This window comes from Pseudomonas sp. LW8 (genome assembly GCF_041956865.1).
Lineage (GTDB): Bacteria > Pseudomonadota > Gammaproteobacteria > Pseudomonadales > Pseudomonadaceae > Aquipseudomonas > Aquipseudomonas siliginis.
Genome location: NZ_CP168138.1, coordinates 5,001 through 24,193, shown reverse-complemented (window position 1 = coordinate 24,193; position 19,193 = coordinate 5,001). Strand labels below are relative to the sequence as shown.

Annotated in this window: 13 protein-coding genes, 3 rRNA genes and 1 pseudogene (1 of these 17 only partly in view); 10 read left to right on the top strand and 7 right to left on the bottom strand. The window is 59.4% G+C overall.

The window, feature by feature from the left end:
- Window positions 1–87 precede the first annotated feature (87 nt).
- Window positions 88–426: a hypothetical protein gene (locus AB9L16_RS00400; protein WP_016772279.1), complete on the top strand. Its 339-nt coding sequence runs from the start codon at window positions 88–90 to the stop codon at window positions 424–426.
- A 209-nt stretch (window positions 427–635) separates the two neighbouring features.
- Here the strand turns inward: AB9L16_RS00400 and lapD are convergent, their stop codons facing one another.
- Both lapD and lapG read right to left on the bottom strand, forming a co-directional pair.
- Window positions 636–2,582, bottom strand: coding sequence for a cyclic di-GMP receptor LapD (gene lapD, locus AB9L16_RS00395; protein ID WP_056786903.1), 1,947 nt, complete (start codon window positions 2,580–2,582; stop codon window positions 636–638).
- A 14-nt stretch (window positions 2,583–2,596) separates the two neighbouring features.
- Window positions 2,597–3,289, bottom strand: a complete 693-nt coding sequence (gene lapG / locus AB9L16_RS00390; RefSeq protein WP_056786901.1) for a cysteine protease LapG — start codon at window positions 3,287–3,289, stop codon at window positions 2,597–2,599.
- Between the two features lie 196 nt (window positions 3,290–3,485).
- Between lapG and AB9L16_RS00385 the strand changes: the two genes are divergently transcribed.
- The 5 genes from AB9L16_RS00385 to AB9L16_RS00365 all read left to right on the top strand — a co-directional run bounded on the left by AB9L16_RS00385 (window position 3,486) and on the right by AB9L16_RS00365 (window position 10,493).
- Complete coding sequence (locus AB9L16_RS00385; protein WP_056786898.1) at window positions 3,486–4,196, top strand: GntR family transcriptional regulator; 711 nt, start codon at window positions 3,486–3,488, stop codon at window positions 4,194–4,196.
- Between the two features lie 701 nt (window positions 4,197–4,897).
- On the top strand, window positions 4,898–5,674 hold the full coding sequence (locus AB9L16_RS00380) for a DUF3050 domain-containing protein (protein ID WP_375122955.1): 777 nt from the start codon (window positions 4,898–4,900) through the stop codon (window positions 5,672–5,674).
- The gene (locus tag AB9L16_RS00375) at window positions 5,671–6,600 is read left to right on the top strand and encodes a diiron oxygenase (protein WP_236169885.1); all 930 of its coding nucleotides are present in this window, start codon (window positions 5,671–5,673) and stop codon (window positions 6,598–6,600) included. The genes AB9L16_RS00380 and AB9L16_RS00375 overlap by 4 nt, the downstream gene beginning before the upstream one ends.
- A 10-nt stretch (window positions 6,601–6,610) precedes the next feature.
- The gene (locus tag AB9L16_RS00370) at window positions 6,611–10,003 is read left to right on the top strand and encodes a non-ribosomal peptide synthetase (protein WP_375122954.1); all 3,393 of its coding nucleotides are present in this window, start codon (window positions 6,611–6,613) and stop codon (window positions 10,001–10,003) included.
- Between the two features lie 22 nt (window positions 10,004–10,025).
- Window positions 10,026–10,493: an SRPBCC family protein gene (locus tag AB9L16_RS00365; protein WP_375122953.1), complete on the top strand. Its 468-nt coding sequence runs from the start codon at window positions 10,026–10,028 to the stop codon at window positions 10,491–10,493.
- A 126-nt stretch (window positions 10,494–10,619) separates the two neighbouring features.
- Here the strand turns inward: AB9L16_RS00365 and AB9L16_RS00360 are convergent, their stop codons facing one another.
- Both AB9L16_RS00360 and AB9L16_RS00355 read right to left on the bottom strand, forming a co-directional pair.
- Entirely contained in the window at window positions 10,620–11,405 is a 786-nt protein-coding gene (locus tag AB9L16_RS00360; protein ID WP_370593577.1) for a methyl-accepting chemotaxis protein, read from the bottom strand.
- Between the two features lie 69 nt (window positions 11,406–11,474).
- Window positions 11,475–12,500 (bottom strand): annotated as a pseudogene (locus AB9L16_RS00355) (cache domain-containing protein); the annotation flags it as partial.
- A gap of 311 nt (window positions 12,501–12,811) precedes the next feature.
- Between AB9L16_RS00355 and AB9L16_RS00350 the strand changes: the two are divergent.
- The 4 genes from AB9L16_RS00350 (at window position 12,812) to AB9L16_RS00335 (ending at window position 18,156) form a co-directional block, all read left to right on the top strand.
- Entirely contained in the window at window positions 12,812–13,312 is a 501-nt protein-coding gene (locus AB9L16_RS00350) for a sigma-70 family RNA polymerase sigma factor (RefSeq protein ID WP_041479723.1), read from the top strand.
- Window positions 13,312–14,313, top strand: coding sequence for a FecR domain-containing protein (locus tag AB9L16_RS00345; protein WP_375122952.1), 1,002 nt, complete (start codon window positions 13,312–13,314; stop codon window positions 14,311–14,313). The genes AB9L16_RS00350 and AB9L16_RS00345 overlap by 1 nt, the downstream gene beginning before the upstream one ends.
- An 87-nt stretch (window positions 14,314–14,400) precedes the next feature.
- Window positions 14,401–16,902, top strand: a complete 2,502-nt coding sequence (locus AB9L16_RS00340; protein ID WP_375122951.1) for a TonB-dependent siderophore receptor — start codon at window positions 14,401–14,403, stop codon at window positions 16,900–16,902.
- A 75-nt stretch (window positions 16,903–16,977) separates the two neighbouring features.
- Window positions 16,978–18,156, top strand: a complete 1,179-nt coding sequence (locus tag AB9L16_RS00335) for a PepSY domain-containing protein (RefSeq protein ID WP_252887091.1) — start codon at window positions 16,978–16,980, stop codon at window positions 18,154–18,156.
- 66 nt (window positions 18,157–18,222) lie between these two features.
- Here AB9L16_RS00335 and rrf (AB9L16_RS00330) read toward each other — a convergent pair.
- The 3 genes from rrf (AB9L16_RS00330) to AB9L16_RS00320 form a co-directional block, all read right to left on the bottom strand.
- A 5S ribosomal RNA gene (gene rrf / locus AB9L16_RS00330) occupies window positions 18,223–18,338 on the bottom strand.
- A gap of 105 nt (window positions 18,339–18,443) precedes the next feature.
- Window positions 18,444–18,559 (bottom strand): 5S ribosomal RNA (gene rrf / locus AB9L16_RS00325).
- 154 nt (window positions 18,560–18,713) lie between these two features.
- Window positions 18,714–19,193 (bottom strand): 23S ribosomal RNA (locus tag AB9L16_RS00320) (it continues 2,414 nt past the right edge of the window).

The window sequence follows — 19,193 nt, the reverse complement described above, 5'->3', positions numbered from 1 at the left end:
TGACGATTTGATCGGCGCCCCGCATACTGGCGCGCAGTTGGCTATGCTGCTGACAGCATGACGCTGTTCATTTGTGAGGGATGCTCAATGTTTTACGTGCAACGCGATGCGCAAGGCCAGTTGATTCGCGTGGAAGCTGCGGCGTACGCCGAGGCCACGGAAACGCTGCCCGCCGATAACCATGAGATTCAGGCGTGGTACGCCAACGAAGCCGTGGAAAACAGCCTCAAACAGCTCAAGCAGAGCGACTTTGAAATGATTCGGGTACTCGACGACCTGATTCAGGTGCTGACCCAGAAAGGCGTGATCCGCGTCACTGACCTGCCAGCGGCGGCCCAGGCCAAACTGATGGACCGCACCCAGGCACGTGAAGCGTTGGGCGGGTTGAGCCAGTTGATCGATGAGGATGAGGGTGGGTTGATCTGATCCTCCCAGGATCCAAAGCTTACCCTCACCCCAGCCCTATCCCTGAGGGAGAGGGGGCCGATCGAGGTGTCTTGCGCTATCCATCGACCTGAGCGATCGAGTCGATTTTGGATTCAGTGGAGCTCTTGCACGTCGGCGTATCTCGTAAATATCCCACGGTCAGTCCCCTCTCCCTCTGGGAGAGGGTTAGGGTGAGGGCGCTTATTGGCTCACCCCCAAGGCTTCGGCTCACCGAGCAACTGCCCCTGCACGCCATACAAGCCCATCTCGCGAATCACTGACAACTCCCCTTCAGTCTCGACCCGCTCGGCAATCAGCGGCAGATCGATGCTGTGCGCCGCGCGCTGGATCGCTTCGATGAACAGGCGCTTGTCGCTCTCCTGATCGATCGCCCGAATGTAGCTGCCATCGATCTTCAAATACGCCAGACCCAACCGCGCCAGGTTGCCGATCATGCTGAAGCGCCCGCCGAAGCGTTGCAGGCTCAGCGAGAAACCGAGCTCGCGCAGGCGTCGGGTCAACTGCTCCAGCACCGCCTGTTCAGGCAACTGCTCCTCGCCAATTTCCAGAGTCAGACGCGCGCCGAGATTGGAATGCGCGCGCAGAATCTCGAAGACCTTGTTCAGCGCCTGCGGGTCGGCCAGCGTCGCCGAGGACAGGTTCAGCGCCAGCGAATCCTCGTGCCCTTTCATCTGCTCGAGCACGCGTTCGAGCATCAGCCGATCAAGCCGCGCGGTCCAGCCGAAGCGCTCCAGCCACGGCAGAAAGCGCCCGGCGGGAATGGTCTGGCCCTGCTCGTCGAGCAAGCGCGACAGGACCTTGTAATGCAGCACCAGTTGCGTGTCCTGCGCGGCGACCACCGGCTGGAAATACAACTCGAAACGCTGCTGACTCAAAGCCTGATCCAGCAGTCGATGCCAAGCGTGATGGTCGTCACCGACCTCCGCCACCAGACTCTGATCGATGCACGCCCAATTCTGCTCGCCCTGCCCTTCGGCCTGTGCGAGCGCCTGATCGCCCAGTGTCAGCACCGCTTGCGGGGAGTCGCCGTGAGCGAAGGGCGCCAGCCCGATCGAAGCCACCGCTGGCACATCGGTAGCGCCAGTGGCATGCAGGCTGCTCAAGGCATTGTCGAGATTCTGCGCCAGCTGCAGCGCTTCCTCACGCACCAGCCCCGGCGCCAGCACGGCGAATTCACCGCCGCGAATGCGCGTTACCAAGTCCTGGGTTTGTGGATATCTGGCGCACTCGCGGGTCAGTTGCTCACCGACAGCCTTGAGCAATTGGTCGGTACGCTGGCCGCCGAGACGCTGGTTGAGCCCGGCCAGATCCTTGACCCGCAACAGCAGCAAATAACCGGAACTGGCCTGCTCCGGGTTGCTCACACGGTTGTTCAGTTGCATCTCGAAATAACGACGGTTGGCCAGGCCGGTGAGGTTGTCCTGATAGGACTCGGTACGCAGTTTTTCACTGCGCTCGGCCTGCTCCTGAAACAGCGTCTTGAGCTTCTCGACCATCTGATTCATCGCCTGCACCACGCGACGCAATTCAGGCGTGCGCGGCAGATCCGGCAGGCTGAGAAACTCGCGGCGGGCAATCGCATGGGACTGCTGAACCATGTAATCGAGGGGCTTCAACTGCCGACGCAGCAACAGCGCGCCGAGCACCGCACTCAATGCACCGCAGATCAGCAACCAGCCAAGGCTGCCCAGTGCGCTCTGCCACAGCTTGGCCACGGCGAACATCGGATGGCTGACGACTTCGACCCGCGCCGCCTGCTCCCAGCCACGACTGACCAGTGCATCGCCACCAGCCGGTTCGAGGCCGATCAATTTGACGAACCAGTCCGGCACGTTGCTCACCGCCGGGGTACCGCTACGCTCGACAATGGTCTGCTCGGTCTTCACGTCGACCACGCGGATGCTCGCGTAATAACCGCTGTCGAAAATCGAACTGACCAGCAACTCGACCATCGCCGGGTCGTCGATATTCGGCGTCAGCGACAACGCCAGCGCCGTCGCCGCGTCCTGTGCGTGGGAGCGCAACTGGTTGACGTACTGGGTGCGCGAGCTCTCCAGGCTGACCATGAAGCTGCCGGTGAAGGCCACGACCAGGAACAGACAGATAGCGATCAACAGCTGTTTGAACAAAGACATCTGAGCGCGTGCTCCTAGTTAGTCGTCTCGACCGGGAAACCTTCGGCCTGCATTTTTTTCAGCACATCCTGCCAGCGTGACAGGCGTTTGGTGTCGCCGACCTTTTTATTGCCCTTGGCGCCTGGCAGATACAGACCTTCGGCATTGAAAGAGTAGACCGGCAGCAAATCGGTCCGCTGCGCAGCCGGCTGGATCGGATCGATCAGGCTGTCGAGCACCAGCGGCATGGCATCGGGGGTCGCATAGTACGTCAACACCATGTGCGCGCGGTTCTGGCGCAGCGCCTTGACGTAGGTGATGCGCAGCTTGTCACTGGAAACGCCGAGATGGCGCAGGCTGAAATACTTGGCGATGGCATAGTCTTCACAGTCGCCGGCGCCCTTCCACAGCGCTTCGATCGGGGTTTCCCAGTAATCCACTTCGCGCCACAGATCGATGTCTTCGACGTAACGCACCTGCTTGTTGAAGAACAGGTTCACCACTTTGAGCTTGTCCATCTCACTGGCCTGCTTCTGCGTCGCCAGCAGATTCTGCCAGGCATCGATGCGCTGCTGCCCGGCGCCCAGTGGCCCATAAAGAGCAGTGGCCTTGCGGCTGATCGCGGAAAAATCCCAATCGGCGTGCAGACCGCCCAGCATGACGCCGGCCAGCAGCAATGCGCAGCCAAGCCAGCGCAAGGTCCGAGGGATCGCGAAACGTACCGCCACTGCAGGTTTCCAGAAGGACAGAAAGGAAGCGTTTGATGGTGAAGCTTAGCCCGGCAAAAAACAATGGCACCGTGAGATCATCGAAGACGCGCTAGACTTGAGATTGCAGCGCTTTGTTTTACAAGGTTTGACAACCTGTAGAGCAATCACTAGTGTCATTTGGATCCAAATATTGCGACCTACAGGGTGTGTTGTCGTGACTCAGAAGCCCAAACCGCTGCACAGCATTAAAGTCGAGGGACCGATTCCTGCGCATCTGGCCCGGTCGGTGATTGAAGAAACCCTGCGCTCGGCCATTCTCGATGGCCGCCTGCCCTGTGGCACTGCGCTGCGCCAGCAGGATCTGGCCGATCTGTTCGGGGTCAGCCGCATGCCGGTGCGCGAAGCCTTGCGTCAGCTCGAAGCGCAAGAGCTGCTCAGCGTCACCACGCACAAAGGCGCCGTAGTCGCACCGCTGATCCAGGGCGATGCCGCTGAAACCTACGAGTTGCGCATTTTGCTCGAATCCGAGGCATTGCGGCAGTCCATTCCGCTGCTGACTGAGGCCGAGCATCAACTCGCCGCCGGCTACATCGAAGAACTGGAAGCGCAGCACGACTACAACGAGATCGGCCGCCTCAACCGTCTGTTCCACATGGCCCTGTACAGCAAGGCGCCCAATCAGCGACTGCTGCGTCTGGTGGAAGACGGTCTGAATGAAGAAGAACGTTTTCTGCGTTTCAATCTGGAAGCCATGGGCCTGGGCAAGCTGTCCCAGGATGACCATCGCGCCATGCTCCAGGCCGTGATCGAGCGGGACATCCCGCGCTCGCTCGAAATGCTGGAGCAGCACCTCAACCGTGGCGTCGAGGTCATCACCCGCTACCTCGCGACTCCCGCCGCACAGAAGCGCCACACCGCACGCTGATATCTCGTACGTCGAATAATCCCCTTACAAATCTTCGCGACCGCTCTGCTGCCGGGTCTGGCAGCGGATCGGCGTGCCCGCTGGCGACCGCCCCGACCCTGCCGACGCGTTTCCGCTGCCCGCCGATGACCAATCGGTAATAGCCCTGACGGCAATTTACCCGCACTCTTCCAGCGCCACCCCTACAGAACGGGGACGCGCCGCCCTGACGGCACAGTCCCCGCAACAGGAACCTACGGAAGGAGCCTTGTCACGGGAAACAGGAAGTCATGGCGCCGGTCCCGGCCAACTTTCGCCCCCTTTGAATTCATAAACTTCCCTTGTTTAAAAAGTTGCTTCGAGTGAGGCATTCACTCTTGTTATCGATTTTGGCCGTTATTAGCCGAAAGGAGTAACTACGCCCAAATAAAACTTGATCCGAAAGTTTTATCGGCCACTCTCATATTCAAAAAACAGACAACTTAAAATAATTAAAAATAAACTTGTTAAATGCATTTGCCCTGTATTAGTTTTTCTCTCGCCAGGTTTGAACGTCGCCGTTCAGCGCGGCATACCTTACGCAGCAGATGTAGCAACCGTGGCGCCGCAACGGCGTTACACCGCAATCAAGCTATTGCCCGGACAAGTTCCCATCCAACTTGCTCGACCGTTTAAAGCAATGGCAAAGAACCGTGCACTTCATATCACTGATAAAGGACATCATGATGCCTACTAAGCAGCAACTCGCCCTGAAGAAAGCCGAACTGAGTATTCACCCGATCTTTTCCGAGATTACTTCGTTATCGGTATTACGTCGTTTCATGGAAACCCATGTATTTGCCGTATGGGACTTCATGTCGCTGACCAAGCGCCTGCAACAGGAACTGACCTGTACGCGTTTACCCTGGTTGCCGCCGCGCGATCCCCACGCCGCTCGGTTGATCAACGAGATCGTGCTGGGCGAGGAATCGGACGATCGCCTCGATGCCGGCCACTACAGCCACTTCGAGTTGTACCTGGATGCGATGCGCGAAATCGGCGCGAGCACCTCGGCGGTGGAGCGCTTCGTCGCGTTGCAGCGCGAAGGCGTGAGTTATGACGTCGCGTTGCAGAGCGTCGACGTCGACCCGGCGGCCGCGCAGTTTGTCCGCAATACCTTGCGCATTGCCCTGGAGGCGCCGGGACACAGCGTTGCCGCCGCGTTCCTGCATGGTCGCGAGAGCGTCATTCCGACAATGTTCCAGCGCATCCTCGATGACTGGGGCATCGGCATCGAACAGGCGCCGACCTTCCGCTACTACCTGCAACGGCATATCGAAGTCGATTCCGAAGACCATGGCCCCGCCGCCGAACAGTTGCTGGAGCGTCTGGTCGATGGCGATCCGCAGCGCGCAGCCGAGGTTTACGCCAGCGCCATCGCTGCCGTGGAAAGCCGCATCGCCTTGTGGGACGGGCTGCGCTTGAGCATGGGCGTGGAAGTTGCCGAGGTGGCCCAATGAACGCTGCCGACTATCAATCCTTCGCCGAGGCCTGGGAAAGCCGCGCGACCATCCGCACCCGTCCACGGCGGTTGCTCGAAGACGATCAGCGCTTGATCTATCCACTCAGCCGCCAGCCGCTGGTGCTCAGCGAAACCTTCCTGCGTGAATGCCCGCAACAACGTGATTTCGCCCTAGTGCAGACGTTGTACAAATTCATCAATGACGTAGTGATTTTCGAGACCGAAATCGTCGACAAGACCGCCCGCAGCATTGCCAAGAATCGCTTCGCCGTGGCGTTCCCGTTCGCCTGTCGTTACGACGCGATGACCGTGGTGGTCGATGAGGATTACCACGCGCTGGTGGCCATGGATTTCATGCAGCAAACGGTGGCACTGACCGGTATCGAACCGATTCCGTTGCCCGACGAAATCGAATTGAGCCGGGCGATTCCCGCCGCTGTTGCGCTGGCGCCGGAACACCTGCGCAGCGCGGTGGAATTGATCTGCGTGGCGATCGCCGAAAACACCGTGACCGGTGATGTCGCCGCGTTCGCCCGCGACGATTCGGTCAAGCCATCAATCAAGGGCCTGATGGCCGACCACTTGCTCGACGAGGGTCGCCACTCGAGTTTCTGGGCGCGGATGGTGCGCATCTATTGGCACACCGCCAGCGACGCGGACCGCGAAACCATCGCGCAGATTCTGCCGGTGTTCATCGGCCATTACCTGACCAACGATATCCAGAAATCCTTCGATTTGCGCCTGATCGATGCGCTGCCGGTCAGCGAAACCACGCGGTGCTCACTGCGTGAGGAAATCGCCGGACTGGCCTTCCCGATCAACCGCCACCACCCGCTGGTGGGCAACATCGTCAGGTTTTTCCACAACAGCTCGCTGCTCGACACACCGTGCGTGCAGCACGCGCTGCGCGACTATCTGGTTTGAGGAGGCTGACATGAAACGTCTCGACATTTTGCTCACCGGCGCCAGCCAGGCCATGACCGATCTGGCCCGGGAGCTCGAACAGCATGGCCATGCTGTGACCCGCAGCGGCGTGGCTCAAACGGCGGTGGATCTGATCATCGACGATGGTTTTATCGCTGCCGGCGACTTCTGCGCGATCCCGCATCTGCACCTGCGCCTGGGTGTCGCCGCGCAAGACCATGGCGGCCTGCCGACCCTCGACTTGCTGTGCTTTCTCGGCTCGTCGCTGATCAGCCGTGTGCCGATTGGCGATGAGCCGTCCGGCAACGGTCAGTCGCTACGCCAACGAGCGCTTGCCCATGTGGTCGATGAGGTGGCGTTGCTGGTCAGCCGCTTTTCCCGCGATGCCGATTATTTCCGCCATGCCCCTGCGCTGATCGCGCCGGATTTCGAACGGCTGGAAGACCTGCTGTTTATCGACAAACTGGCGTATGTCCACCGTCTCAACGACACGGCAAACCCGGCGCTGCTGCAACAAGCGCAAATCCCGCTGATCGAGCGCCTGCAACAGAGCCTGATCGAGCATGCCGAACGACCTGCCCTGCACCTCGGCGGACAGTCCATCAGCTACCGCCAGTTGCACGCCCACAGCCGCGCGATTCAACAGCGCCTGCTGCCCTTGCTCGAGCAACATTCGCAGCCGTGGGTGGTCGCTGTCTGCCAAGGCAAAAGCCCGGCACTGTTCGCCTCGATTCTGGCGATTCTCGGCAGCGGCGCGGTGTACTTGCCGCTGGAGCCGAGCCATCCGTTGCCGCGGCAGCAATACATCCTGGAAAACGCCGGCGCGGTGCTGTTGCTTCACGATGGACGGCAGGCGCTCAGCGAATCGATAGCGGGGCTGGATGTCAGTGACATCGAAGCGCCGAACGCCGATCTCGATCGGCCGCTGATGCAGCACCGCCCGGAACTTGATGCGCCGTGCATGGCGCTTTATACCTCGGGCACCACCGGGCATCCTAAAGGCGTGCTGCTCAGCCAGGCCAATCTCGCCCACTTCACCGCGTGGTACGCCGACTACGTGCAGTTGCACGCCGGAAGCCGGGTGTTGCAGTTCTCTTCGCTAAGCTTCGATTCGTCACTGATCGACATCTTCCCCAGCCTGCTCGCAGGGGCGGAACTGGTCGTGCCCGACGACACCCAGCGCCGCGATCCATTGCAGCTGGTTGCGCTGATTCGCCGACGGCAACTGACCCACGCCTTCCTGCCGCCGGCATTGTTGAGCATCCTGGCGCTGGAGCAACTGGAGGGCGTGCAGGTGATGACCGGCGGTGATGTCTGCGAGCCGTACGTCATCGAGCAACTGACCCGCCAAGGCACCCTGCACAACCTGTATGGCCCGACCGAAGCCACCGTGCTGATCACCGCGCGCCAGCTCAAACCGGGCGACAGCAACCGCACGCTGGGAGGGCCAATCGCCAACAGTCGGGTGCTGATTCTCGACGACGATCTGCAACCGGTGCCCGATCAAACCGTCGGTGAGCTGTTCATCGTCGGCCCCGGTGTCTGCCTCGGTTACCTGAACAATCCGCAACAGACCGCCGAGCGCTATCTGACCCTGTCGCTGCCCGGCGGCGAGACCTTGCGCGCCTACCGCAGCGGCGACATGGCCAAGTGGGGCGAGCACGGTATCGAGCTGTGCGGGCGGCGCGACAATCAGGTGAAAATCCGTGGCTTTCGCGTCGAGCCGGAAGAGATCGAGCGCTGCCTGCGCGAGAGCCGCTTGTATCGGCAGATTGCCGTGGTCATCGACAATCAGCGGCGCATTCTGGCGTTCCTCGCCCAGCCACAAACCGAGGCTGCCCGCGACGAATTGAAGGCTCACGCCCGGCAGTTTCTGCCGGACTACATGCAACCGGGAGCGTGGACCGAACTGGCGCAGATGCCGTTCGCCAGTAACGGCAAAGTCGATCGCAAGGCGCTGTTGGCATTGCCGGTGACGGTGCAGGACAGCGCTGCGAAATGCCTGCCGGCCAATGCTGACGAAGCGCTGCTTCTGGATATCTGGGCCGAATTGCTGGAACTGCCGACCAGCGACATTTCCACTGACGAAAGCTTCTTCAATCTCGGCGGTCATTCGATTCTGCTGTCGCGGATGTTGCTGCGCTTGCGTGAGGAATTCGGCCGAAGCATTTCGATCAATCGCTTCATCGAACAGCCGACCATCAGCAAACTGGCGACGCTGGTGCGCGGCACCGACGACAGCGCGGTACTCAGCGCCCAAGCCATGGCCGACGCCGAGCGCGCTCTGGATATCGAACCGCTGCCGATCAGCCGCATGGGCGATGTGCACAAGGTCATCGTCACCGGTGCCAACAGTTTTGTCGGCGTGCACATCGTCGAAGCGCTGCTCGGTTGGGGCGCCAGCGAGGTGGCCTGTCTGGTGCGAGATAGCGCCGGGCAAACGGCGGCGCAACGCTTCGCTCAGGCACTGCGCGAAAACCGTCTGGAGCACCTCGACCTGAGTCGTGTGCGGGTTTACGCAGCTGATATCAGCCGTCCGCAACTGGGTCTCGGCGATGAGGATTATCAGCGCCTGGACCGCGAGTTCGGTGCACTGGTACACAACGCCGCCAACGTCAACCACGTGCTCGATTACGAGTCCCTGGCGGCGGACAACGTCGAGCCGATTTTCGCCCTGCTGAAGCTGTGCGAGGGGCGCAGTAAGAAGGTCTTCAACTTCGTCTCGACCCTGTCGGCATCCAGCACCGTGGATGATGCCGGTCGAGTGCTGGAACTGCCCGCCGCCGCGACGCCGCCGATCTACATTCGCAACGGCTACAACCTGTCGAAGTGGGTCGGCGAACGCATCCTTGAGCGGGCGCGCGAGCAGTGTGTGCGGGTCAATCTGTATCGCCCCGGCAACATCAGCTTCAACAGCCTGAGCGGCGTCTGCCAGCCGCACAAGAACCGCTTGATGCTGATGCTCAAAGGCTCGATCCAGCTCGGTCAGGTGCCGGCCTTTGCATTGAATTTCGACTTGATGCCGGTGGACTTTCTCGCCCGCTTCATCGCCTTCCATGCCAGCCGTTATTCAGCGGATCGCGCGGTGTTCAATCTGCACAATCCCGAGCCGCTGAGCTGGGATGCCTACGTCGCTTCGTTCCGCGAAACCGGCAGCGAGTTTGCGCTGGTCAGCGTCGCCGACTGGCAGCAGCAACTGAACCGGGTCGACGCCGACAACGCGCTGTTCGGCGTGCTCGGTTTCTACCTCAACGGCTTTGAAGAAGACATCGGCGACATCTCGCTGATCGGCCACGCCAACGCCGAGGCCGGCGTGCAGCAGATGGGCGCGCACTACCCACAGAAATCCCCGGCGCTGCTGCGTCGCGGCTGCGACTACCTGAAAGAAATCAACTTCATCTGACTCATCCCAAAGGAGCAACACCATGAGCAATCTGCAACCCGACACCCTGATCAAAAACCCGCAAGGCTGCCACGTTGTGTCGTCGGTGGAAGTGCCGGCGGACGCGGCAAAAGTCTGGGCGATCGTTGGCGATTTCGCTGGCTTCGAACGATTCATTCCGGCGCTGTCGCACACCGAAATGACCGGCGAGGGCGTGTCTTCGCTGCGCAAGAAAATCTTCAAGGACGGCAACGTCGTGGTCGAACAACTCAACTCGCGCGATGAACAGGCACAGCGCATGACCTGGACGACGATTTACAACACCTTGGGGGTGGCGAATCTGTGGGCGGCAATGCAGGTGGAATCGCTGAGCGAAGGGAAGTCGCGAGCAACCTGGACGATCATTGCCGAACCGGCTTCCGGTGGGGAAGAGGCGTTGCCGGGGTTCAAGGATTTTGTGCAGGGGTTTGCCGATGATGCGATGGGCAATGTGCTGAAGCTGTTTGTTTAAGGCATCGGTTTGGCGGTGATTGAACCGCCGCTTTCGCGAGCAGGCTCGCTCCCACATTTGGAATGCATTTCCCTGTGGGAGCGAGCCTGCTCGCGAAGAACGATAACGCGGTCTGCGATCTGTGAATCAGATCTTGAAGCTGTCGACCAACTGCTTCAACCGGTTCGCCTGCTGCGACAACGCATCACAATCCTTCAACGTTTCGTTGAGGTTGGCCACGCTCTGCTGGTTCAACAGGTTTATCTGGTTGACGTCGACGTTGAGAGTTTCCACCACCGCAGTCTGCTCTTCAGTCGCAGCTGCCACCGACTGGTTCATACCGTCGATTTCGCCGATACGCTGAGTCACGCTGACCAGACGCAGACCGGCCTGATTCGCCACTTCCACGCTCTGCTCGCTTGACGCCTGGCTGGCGTTCATGGTGCTGACCGCCTCACGCGAGCCGACCTGCAGCGAGGTGATCATCTTGTGGATCTCTTCCGCCGATTCCTGGGTGCGATGCGCAAGGTTGCGCACCTCATCGGCAACCACGGCAAAACCGCGCCCGGCTTCACCGGCACGTGCGGCTTCGATGGCAGCATTGAGCGCCAGCAGGTTGGTCTGCTGCGAGATGCCTTTGATCACATCGAGAATGTGGCCAATGTTGTCGGTGCTGGCGTTCAGGGTTTCGATCTGTGTGCACGACAGGCTGATTTTCTGCGACAGCTCGGTCATCGCCTGAATGGTTTGCTCGACCACCTGACGACCGTCGTCAGCTTGCTCGCTGGCGCCACTGGCGTGCTGCGAAGCATCCGCCGCGTTGCGCGCGATCTCCTGAGTAGCGGCGCCCAGCTGATTGATCGCCGCCGCCACGCTGTTGGTGCGCGCACTTTGCTCGTCGGAACCGACGATCGAAGCGTTGGACGACGCCATCACCCGTTGCGACAAGTCGTGAACGTGACGAGTCGCCGACGACACTTCGGAAATCGAAGCGTGAATGCGCTCGACGAACTGGTTGAACGCGCTGCCCAGTTCACCGAACTCGTCTTTGCTCTCGACCACCAGACGCCGGGTCAGATCGCCCTCGCCCTGGGCAATGTCTTTCATCGCGCGGCCCATAGTGGTCAGCGGACGCATCAACACATTGATCAACAGGCTCAACAGCAACGCAATCGCCGCGACCGCGACAAACATCGCGATCAGCGCTGAGGTGCGGAATTGGCTGAGGGCGGCATAGGCCTTGTCGCGATCGATCGACAGACCGATGTACCACTGCGCATTCGGCAGATCGCTGACCGGGGTGAACGAAAGAATGCGCTCCTGACCGTTGAGCACGACGTTCTGGTTGCCCTTCTCGATGCGCACGCTGGTGTTCGGGTAGATGTCCTTGAGGTTTTTCATCACTTGGTCTTTGTCCGGGCTGACGATCACCTGACCGTCAGCACTGACCAGAAACGCATGGCCGAGGCCACCGAAGTCCACCGAGTTGATGATCTTGACCAGGGTTTCCAGGCTCAGGTCACCGCCGACCACACCGAGCAGTTCGCCGTCCTTCTTCACCGGCATGGCGATGGTCACCACCAAGCCGCCGACTGCCGCCATGTACGGCGGCGTCAGCATGGTTTTGTCGGCGGCCACGGCCTGCTTGTACCAAGGCCGCTGACGCGGATCGTAACCGTCCGGCATCTTCGCATCGGGGCGCTGGGTGAAGACACCGTTGGCCTGGCCGACGTAAGTGAACTGGAAGTTCGAAGTGAAGGCCGGTTGATCGACAAGGCCCGGCAAGTCGGCATTCCTGCCTTGATGGGCAACGTTCTGCGCGAGGTTTTCCAGCACCAGAATCCGTCCGCTCATCCAGTTCTGCACGCTGCTGGCGGTGAGGTCACCGGCCTGCTGCACAGAGGACTGCAGATTCTGGCGAATGGTGTTTCGCTGCAAGTAATCGTTGTAGAGCGTGAACAACGCGAACGCCAGGACGACGACGCCCGAAGCGGCCAGGAGGATTTTATGGCTGAACTTGAGATTCATTTCATGGGACTTCTTATGCCAAAAGTGGGGATGCGTTCCGGTTGCAACATTCCATGTACAGCGCAGGCAGCGTTCTTCTGGCCGCTCTACTTTGGTGCACGCATTTCTCACCAGTCTGTCGGCCAACGGCGGAGAAATCTTAGGGCCGCGTGAGAAATGGACGGTTTTAGGACAGGATTCCCGCCGAACGGCGTGCCAGAGCGGCTGCGAGGGAATTTTTCACAACCGCCATAGGGACGACGGTTGCAAAATCTGTAACCCTTGATGACAATGCGACTAATTATCATTTGTGACGTTCGGGCTGGCGTGTCATGTCTTCACCTGAGTTGGTCGTACAGGCGCTTTACGGTAGTCATCACGGCTGGCTCAATGCCTGGTTGCGCGCGCGGCTGGGCAACGCAGCGGATGCGGCGGATCTGGCTCAGGACACTTTCCTGCGCCTGCTGCAACGTACTGAACGCCTCGAACTCAAAGCGCCTCGCGCTTTCCTGCGGACCATCGCGCGCGGCCTGGTGATCGATCATTGGCGTCGCGAGGAAATCGAGCGGGCCTATCTGGAAACCATTGCTCATTTGCCTGAAGGCGAAGTACCTGACGCCGAATCGCGCGCGTTGGTGCTGGAACTGCTGGAAAGCATTGCGCGCATGCTTGAGGGGTTGAAGCCGAAAGTGCGTCAGGCGTTTCTCCTGGCGCAGTGCGAAGGTTTGACTCACAAACAGATCGCCGAGCAGTTGGGCGTGTCGGTACGTTCAGTGGAACGCTACGTCGCCGACGCGCTATATCACTGCTATGTGTTGCGGTATGAAAGCTGATGCCTGTGGATAACCTCTCACTCGCTCGCCGCGTCGAACCGCGCCAACAGGTGGTCAAGCAAGCGATTCACTGGCTACTGCGGCTGCGCAACAACCACGGCAATTCGCGGCTGACTCGCCAATGCGAGCAGTGGCGCGCCGAGCATCACGAACATGAAATCGCCTGGCAGCGGGTACAGTCGCTGCAAGCCGAATTGAGCTCCAGTCTGCGCGCCGTGCCGGGTGCGCAGGTCGCTTTCAATACCTTGGAAAACAGTGCGCAGGGGCTGGGCCGACGCCAGGCCTTGAAGTTGTTGTCGGGCGCGCTGTTGATGGGCTCCGCCGCGTGGCTGGCCAAGGACAGCGCCCCTTGGCAGCAATGGAGCGCCGACTACGCGACGGCGACCGGCGAACGGCGCGGTTTCCAGTTGCCCGACGGCACGCGGATCGAACTCAACACGGCCAGCGCCGTGGACCTGGATTACACCGCGCAGCAGCGCCTGATCAAACTGACCCGTGGCGAGATCATCGTTACCTGCGGCGGCTCTGACGAAGGCGCGGGATCCGATCGACCGCTGCGCGTACAGAATCGCCACGGGAGTTATGAACCGTTCGACGCGCGTTTCATTTTGCGTCAGGACGATCAGTGCACGCGGCTCAGCGTTACCCGCGGCCGAGTGTTGGTTCGCGCTGGCGGTCATTCCCTCGAAGCGCTCGCCGGGCAAAGTTTTCTGGTCGACCAAAGCGGTTTGCGCGCAGCGCCGACGCCGGATATGGATGCGGGCGCCTGGCTCGACGGTTTGATCGTCACGCGCAATATGCGCCTGGGTGATTTTCTTGCTGAAGTCGCCCGTTATCGCCCGGGTTTTCTGAGTTGCGCGGCGGATATCGCAGACTTGCGCCTCTCTGGGGTGTTCCGTCTGGAGGACACCGACAGGCTGCTGGCGGTCCTGCCGCAGACGCTGCCGGTGCAATTGCGTTATCGCACCCGCTGGTGGGTGACTCTGGAGCGTGCGGTCTGAACATTTTTTGGCGGGTTTTCGCAGGCAGTCCGGCTTAGTCAGTAAGCACTTCAACTCAGCCCCCGCGACTGCCTACGGAAATCCACAATGACTGTCCGCGCCACTTGTAAGAACCCTCTGAATTTCACTGCAGAATCGACACTGCTGCGCCATGCGGTTCGGGCAGCGCTGTTGTCCACTGCGCTGGGCGTCAGCGTGTTACCGAGCCTGAGTCTGGCCGCCAACACCGGCACCGAGATCAGCCACCGCTACAACATTGCTGCCGGGCCATTGGGCGAGGCGTTGAATCAGTTTGCCCGGCAGGCCGGCATCACCTTGGCGATGACGCCGCAACAGACTCAAGGTCAGCAATCACCCGGCGTGCAGGGTGAATATTCGACCGACCAGGCCTTGAGCCATTTGCTCGGCAGCTCAGGGTTGGAAGCCGTCAGCCAGGACGGCAGCAGCTACATTCTGCGCCCACTCGCTGAAAGCGAAGCTCTGGCCTTGCCGACCACTGATATTAAAGGTTTTGCCCTCGGCAACGCGCTGGGCAGCATGGCCGGCTACAACGCCACGCACAGCCAGATCGCCACCAAGACCAGTACCGCATTGCTGGAAACCTCGCAAAGCGTATCGGTGGTCACGCGCGAGCAAATGGATGACCAAGGCTCGCAGACCGTCTCGCAAGCGATGCGCTACGCCCCGGGCGTGCTGACCAACCCGTATGGCGCTACGCACCGTTACGACTACGTGGCGATGCGCGGTTTCAACGACGGCTCGGTGGACAACATCTACCTCGACGGCCTCAAGTCGATGGGCGACAGCGGCACCTACAGCACCATGCAGGTCGATCCGTATTTCCTTGAGCGTGTGGACATTCTCAAAGGCCCGTCGTCCGTGCTGTACGGCCGTAGCTCGCCCGGCGGTCTGGTCGCGCTGACCAGCAAAAAGCCGTTGTATGAGGCCTACCATCAGGTGCAGGCGACAGTGGGGACGCAAGGCCAGCGTGGGGTTGGTTTTGACTTCAGCGGTCCGGTCGATGACGACAAGCGCATTGCCTATCGTCTGACCGGACTAAGCGATCAGTCCGACACGCAATTCGACCATAACAAGGAAAAACGCTTCGCCCTTGCGCCGACGCTGAGCGTCGATTTCAGCGAAGACACCTCGCTGACTCTGCAAGCCTATCTGCAGCACGATCCGGACGGCGGCTATCACGGCGGCGTTCCGGCGGACGGCACAGTCCATCAGCGCAATGGCGAGCGCATCTCGCCGCGCTTCTTCGAGGGCGAGCCGGGGATCGATGGCTACTCCCGTGACCAGCAGTCGTTTGGCTATCAGTTCGAACATCGCTTCAACGATGTCTTCACCGCCCGGCAGAATTTCCGTTATCTCGATTCCAAAGTGAACATGGATCAGGTCTACGCCTATGGCTGGACCACTCCGACCAGCAATGAACTGAACCGTTATTACACCGGCGGTGATGAGCGCCTGCATGCGTTTATCGTCGACAACATGCTGCAGGCCGAATTCTTCACCGGCGCGACCAAGCACACAGTCCTGATGGGCGCGGATTATCAACGGCGCAAAACCGTGGTCGACTGGACCAGTGGTGGACTGGCGCCGATCAATGCGTTCAATCCGGTATACGGCAACTCGGCGATCGAAATGTACGGCGACACCAGCTATCTGCGTCGCCTCGAACAGACCGGTGTGTACCTGCAAGACCTGATCGAGATGGACAAGTGGCGCTTCTCGCTGGGCCTGCGTCAGGACTGGGTCGAGACATCCGATGAAAACCGCATCGCCGAAGCGGGGCGTCCGGTTGGTACAGAGATCAATGATCGGCGCACGAAACTCACTGGGCGTGCCGGCGCTTTATATCTGTTTGATAACGGTCTGGCGCCATACATCAGCTACTCCGAGTCTTTCAACCCGAACTCCTATGCCGACAGCGCCGGCAACCCATTGGCTCCTACCGATGGCACACAGTGGGAAGTCGGTTTGAAGTACCAGCCGCCGGGCACCGACAATCTGTTCACCGCCTCGCTGTTCCGCATCGACCAGGAAAACCTCGCGACCAAACTGCCGCAGGAAAACTTCTATCGCGCAGTCGGCGCTGTGCGCTCGCAAGGTCTGGAGGTGGAGGCGCACATGCAACTGACCGACAACTTCAAAGTACTCGGCAGTTACACCTTCACTGATATCGAATATTCAAAATCGATGATCAGCACTTTGAGTACGCCGAGCGATGTAATCGAAAACAAGGGCAACTCGCCGACTCAAGCGCCGCGCCACATGGCCTCGCTATGGGCTGACTACAAATTCGACAGCGCCGCACTTGATGGTCTTCGCCTGGGTGGCGGCGTGCGATATGTCGGCTACAGCTGGGCCGATGCGGAAAACACGATGAGGGTGCCGTCTTACACGTTGTTCGACGCCTCGATTGGTTATGACCTGGGCAAGATTGGTTTGAAGGGTGTTGATGTACGGCTCAACGCGAACAACCTGACCAATGAATCCTATGTCGCGTCCTGCGCCAGTCTGAACTTCTGCTACATGGGCGAAGAACGCAACGTAGCGGCGACCGTCAGCTATCAGTTCTAAAGCCGTGTCCTGTGCATAAAAAGCCAGCCCCTGATATCAGGGGCTGGCTTTGTCGTTTCTTCGGGGGTGTTCTGTATGCGTGCGTTTCTGGTTTTATTGCATCGATATATCGGCCTGGCCATTGCGGTGTTTCTATTGCTGGCGGGCCTTACAGGCAGTGTGCTGGCGTTCAATCATGAACTGGATGAATGGCTGAATCCGCAATTCTATAAAGCGACGTCAGTGGGTGAGCGCCTGCCGCCCGGCGCGTTGGTAGAGGCGGTGCAAACTGCACATCCGAAACTGCAAGTCTGGTACATGGAGTATCCGCAGGAGGCGGGGCATACGGCGCTGCTGGCGGCCGTTCCGCGTAAAGATCCGGCGACGGGCCAGCCGTTCGATGAGCGCAATCAGGTGTTCTATCTGGACCCGATCAGCGCGGAGCAAAAAGGCGCGCGCTACTGGGGTGAATGCTGTTTTCAGCGGGAGAACTTCATCCCGTTCATTCTGGAGTTTCACTACAACCTGACATTGCCGGGTAACTGGGGATTGCTGTTGATGGGTGGGGTGGCCATCGCGTGGGTGATCGACTGCTTTGTCGCATTGTGGCTGACGTTGCCGCGCGGCAAGCCCTTCTGGAAGAAGTGGGCGACTGCTTGGAAGGTCAAAGGCGGGCATGCCTACCGCTTGAACTTCGACCTGCATCGCGCTGGAGGATTGTGGTTGTGGCTGCTGCTGTTACCGATCGCCGTCAGCAGCGTGGCAATGAACTTGCCGAGCCAAGTGTTCAAGCCTGCGGTTTCTTTGTTTTCGCCCATCGAGCCGAGCATATATGAAGCCAGAGGACGAATGCCCGCCGATCAACTGGGGACGACACAGTTGAGTTATCAACAGGCGTACGAAAGGGCATTGCAGGAAGGGAAGCGATTAGGGCTGACGGTGGCAATCGGCGAGTTGTATTACAGCTTTGAGTACAACTTCTACGGCGCAGGATTTGGACAGCACGATACGGACGCACACGGTAAATCCTGGTTGTTTTTTCACGGTACCGATGGCCGATTATTGGGACAGGAGATCGCGGGACAGGGCACGCTTGGAGAGCAGTTCTATCGACTCCAGTTGCCCATACATGGGGGACGGATCATCGGGGTGACAGGGCAGATAATGATCGCGGTACTGGGTGTGTTGATTGCGGGGTTGTCAGGGACGGGCGTCTATATTTGGTGGCGCAAGTGGCAGGCAAGACGCAGCACCAGGATCCGAAGAACAGCCTGATCTTTCGTACACGCTTAAATGACAAAACCCCTGTCTGCGTTAGCAGACAGGGGTTTCGGAATTCAATCTTGACGATGACCTACTCTCACATGGGGAAACCCCACACTACCATCGGCGATACATCGTTTCACTGCTGAGTTCGGGATGGGATCAGGTGGTTCCAATGTTCTATGGTCGTCAAGAAATTCTTTATCTGGCCCGTCAACACGGTAACAAGCCAGCAAAAACAGGAACTTCTACTAAAACAAAACCCCAACTGCTTTCGCAATTGGGGTTTCGGAATTTAATCTTGACGATGACCTACTCTCACATGGGGAAACCCCACACTACCATCGGCGATGCATCGTTTCACTGCTGAGTTCGGGATGGGATCAGGTGGTTCCAACGCTCTATGGTCGTCAAGAAATTCGGGTACTGACTCGTGACCAGATGGCCTCGCTTCAGCAAATTGGGTATGTGACAGCTAGGTGTTTGTGAATTTCGAACTTTCGGTTCGTTTCGTCTTCACACACCGCAATCTGGCGCCTTTTCAGGTCAGCAAATTGCTTGGGTGTTATATGGTCAAGCCTCACGGGCAATTAGTATTGGTTAGCTCAACGCCTCACAGCGCTTACACACCCAACCTATCAACGTCGTAGTCTTCGACGGCCCTTCAGGGAACTCAAGGTTCCAGTGAGATCTCATCTTGAGGCAAGTTTCCCGCTTAGATGCTTTCAGCGGTTATCTTTCCCGAACATAGCTACCCGGCAATGCCACTGGCGTGACAACCGGAACACCAGAGGTTCGTCCACTCCGGTCCTCTCGTACTAGGAGCAGCCCCTCTCAAATCTCAAACGTCCACGGCAGATAGGGACCGAACTGTCTCACGACGTTCTAAACCCAGCTCGCGTACCACTTTAAATGGCGAACAGCCATACCCTTGGGACCGGCTTCAGCCCCAGGATGTGATGAGCCGACATCGAGGTGCCAAACACCGCCGTCGATATGAACTCTTGGGCGGTATCAGCCTGTTATCCCCGGAGTACCTTTTATCCGTT

Bases quoted from the DNA above. Each gene is read 5' to 3' on its own strand.
- AB9L16_RS00400 (WP_016772279.1), top strand. From the start codon at position 88: ATGTTTTACGTGCAACGCGATGCGCAAGGCCAGTTGATTCGCGTGGAA.
- lapD (WP_056786903.1), bottom strand. From the start codon at position 2,582: ATGTCTTTGTTCAAACAGCTGTTGATCGCTATCTGTCTGTTCCTGGTC.
- AB9L16_RS00380 (WP_375122955.1), top strand. From the start codon at position 4,898: ATGATGCCTACTAAGCAGCAACTCGCCCTGAAGAAAGCCGAACTGAGT.
- AB9L16_RS00375 (WP_236169885.1), top strand. From the start codon at position 5,671: ATGAACGCTGCCGACTATCAATCCTTCGCCGAGGCCTGGGAAAGCCGC.
- AB9L16_RS00370 (WP_375122954.1), top strand. From the start codon at position 6,611: ATGAAACGTCTCGACATTTTGCTCACCGGCGCCAGCCAGGCCATGACC.
- AB9L16_RS00365 (WP_375122953.1), top strand. From the start codon at position 10,026: ATGAGCAATCTGCAACCCGACACCCTGATCAAAAACCCGCAAGGCTGC.
- AB9L16_RS00360 (WP_370593577.1), bottom strand. From the start codon at position 11,405: ATGGCGTCGTCCAACGCTTCGATCGTCGGTTCCGACGAGCAAAGTGCG.
- AB9L16_RS00350 (WP_041479723.1), top strand. From the start codon at position 12,812: ATGTCTTCACCTGAGTTGGTCGTACAGGCGCTTTACGGTAGTCATCAC.
- AB9L16_RS00345 (WP_375122952.1), top strand. From the start codon at position 13,312: ATGCCTGTGGATAACCTCTCACTCGCTCGCCGCGTCGAACCGCGCCAA.
- AB9L16_RS00340 (WP_375122951.1), top strand. From the start codon at position 14,401: ATGACTGTCCGCGCCACTTGTAAGAACCCTCTGAATTTCACTGCAGAA.
- AB9L16_RS00335 (WP_252887091.1), top strand. From the start codon at position 16,978: ATGCGTGCGTTTCTGGTTTTATTGCATCGATATATCGGCCTGGCCATT.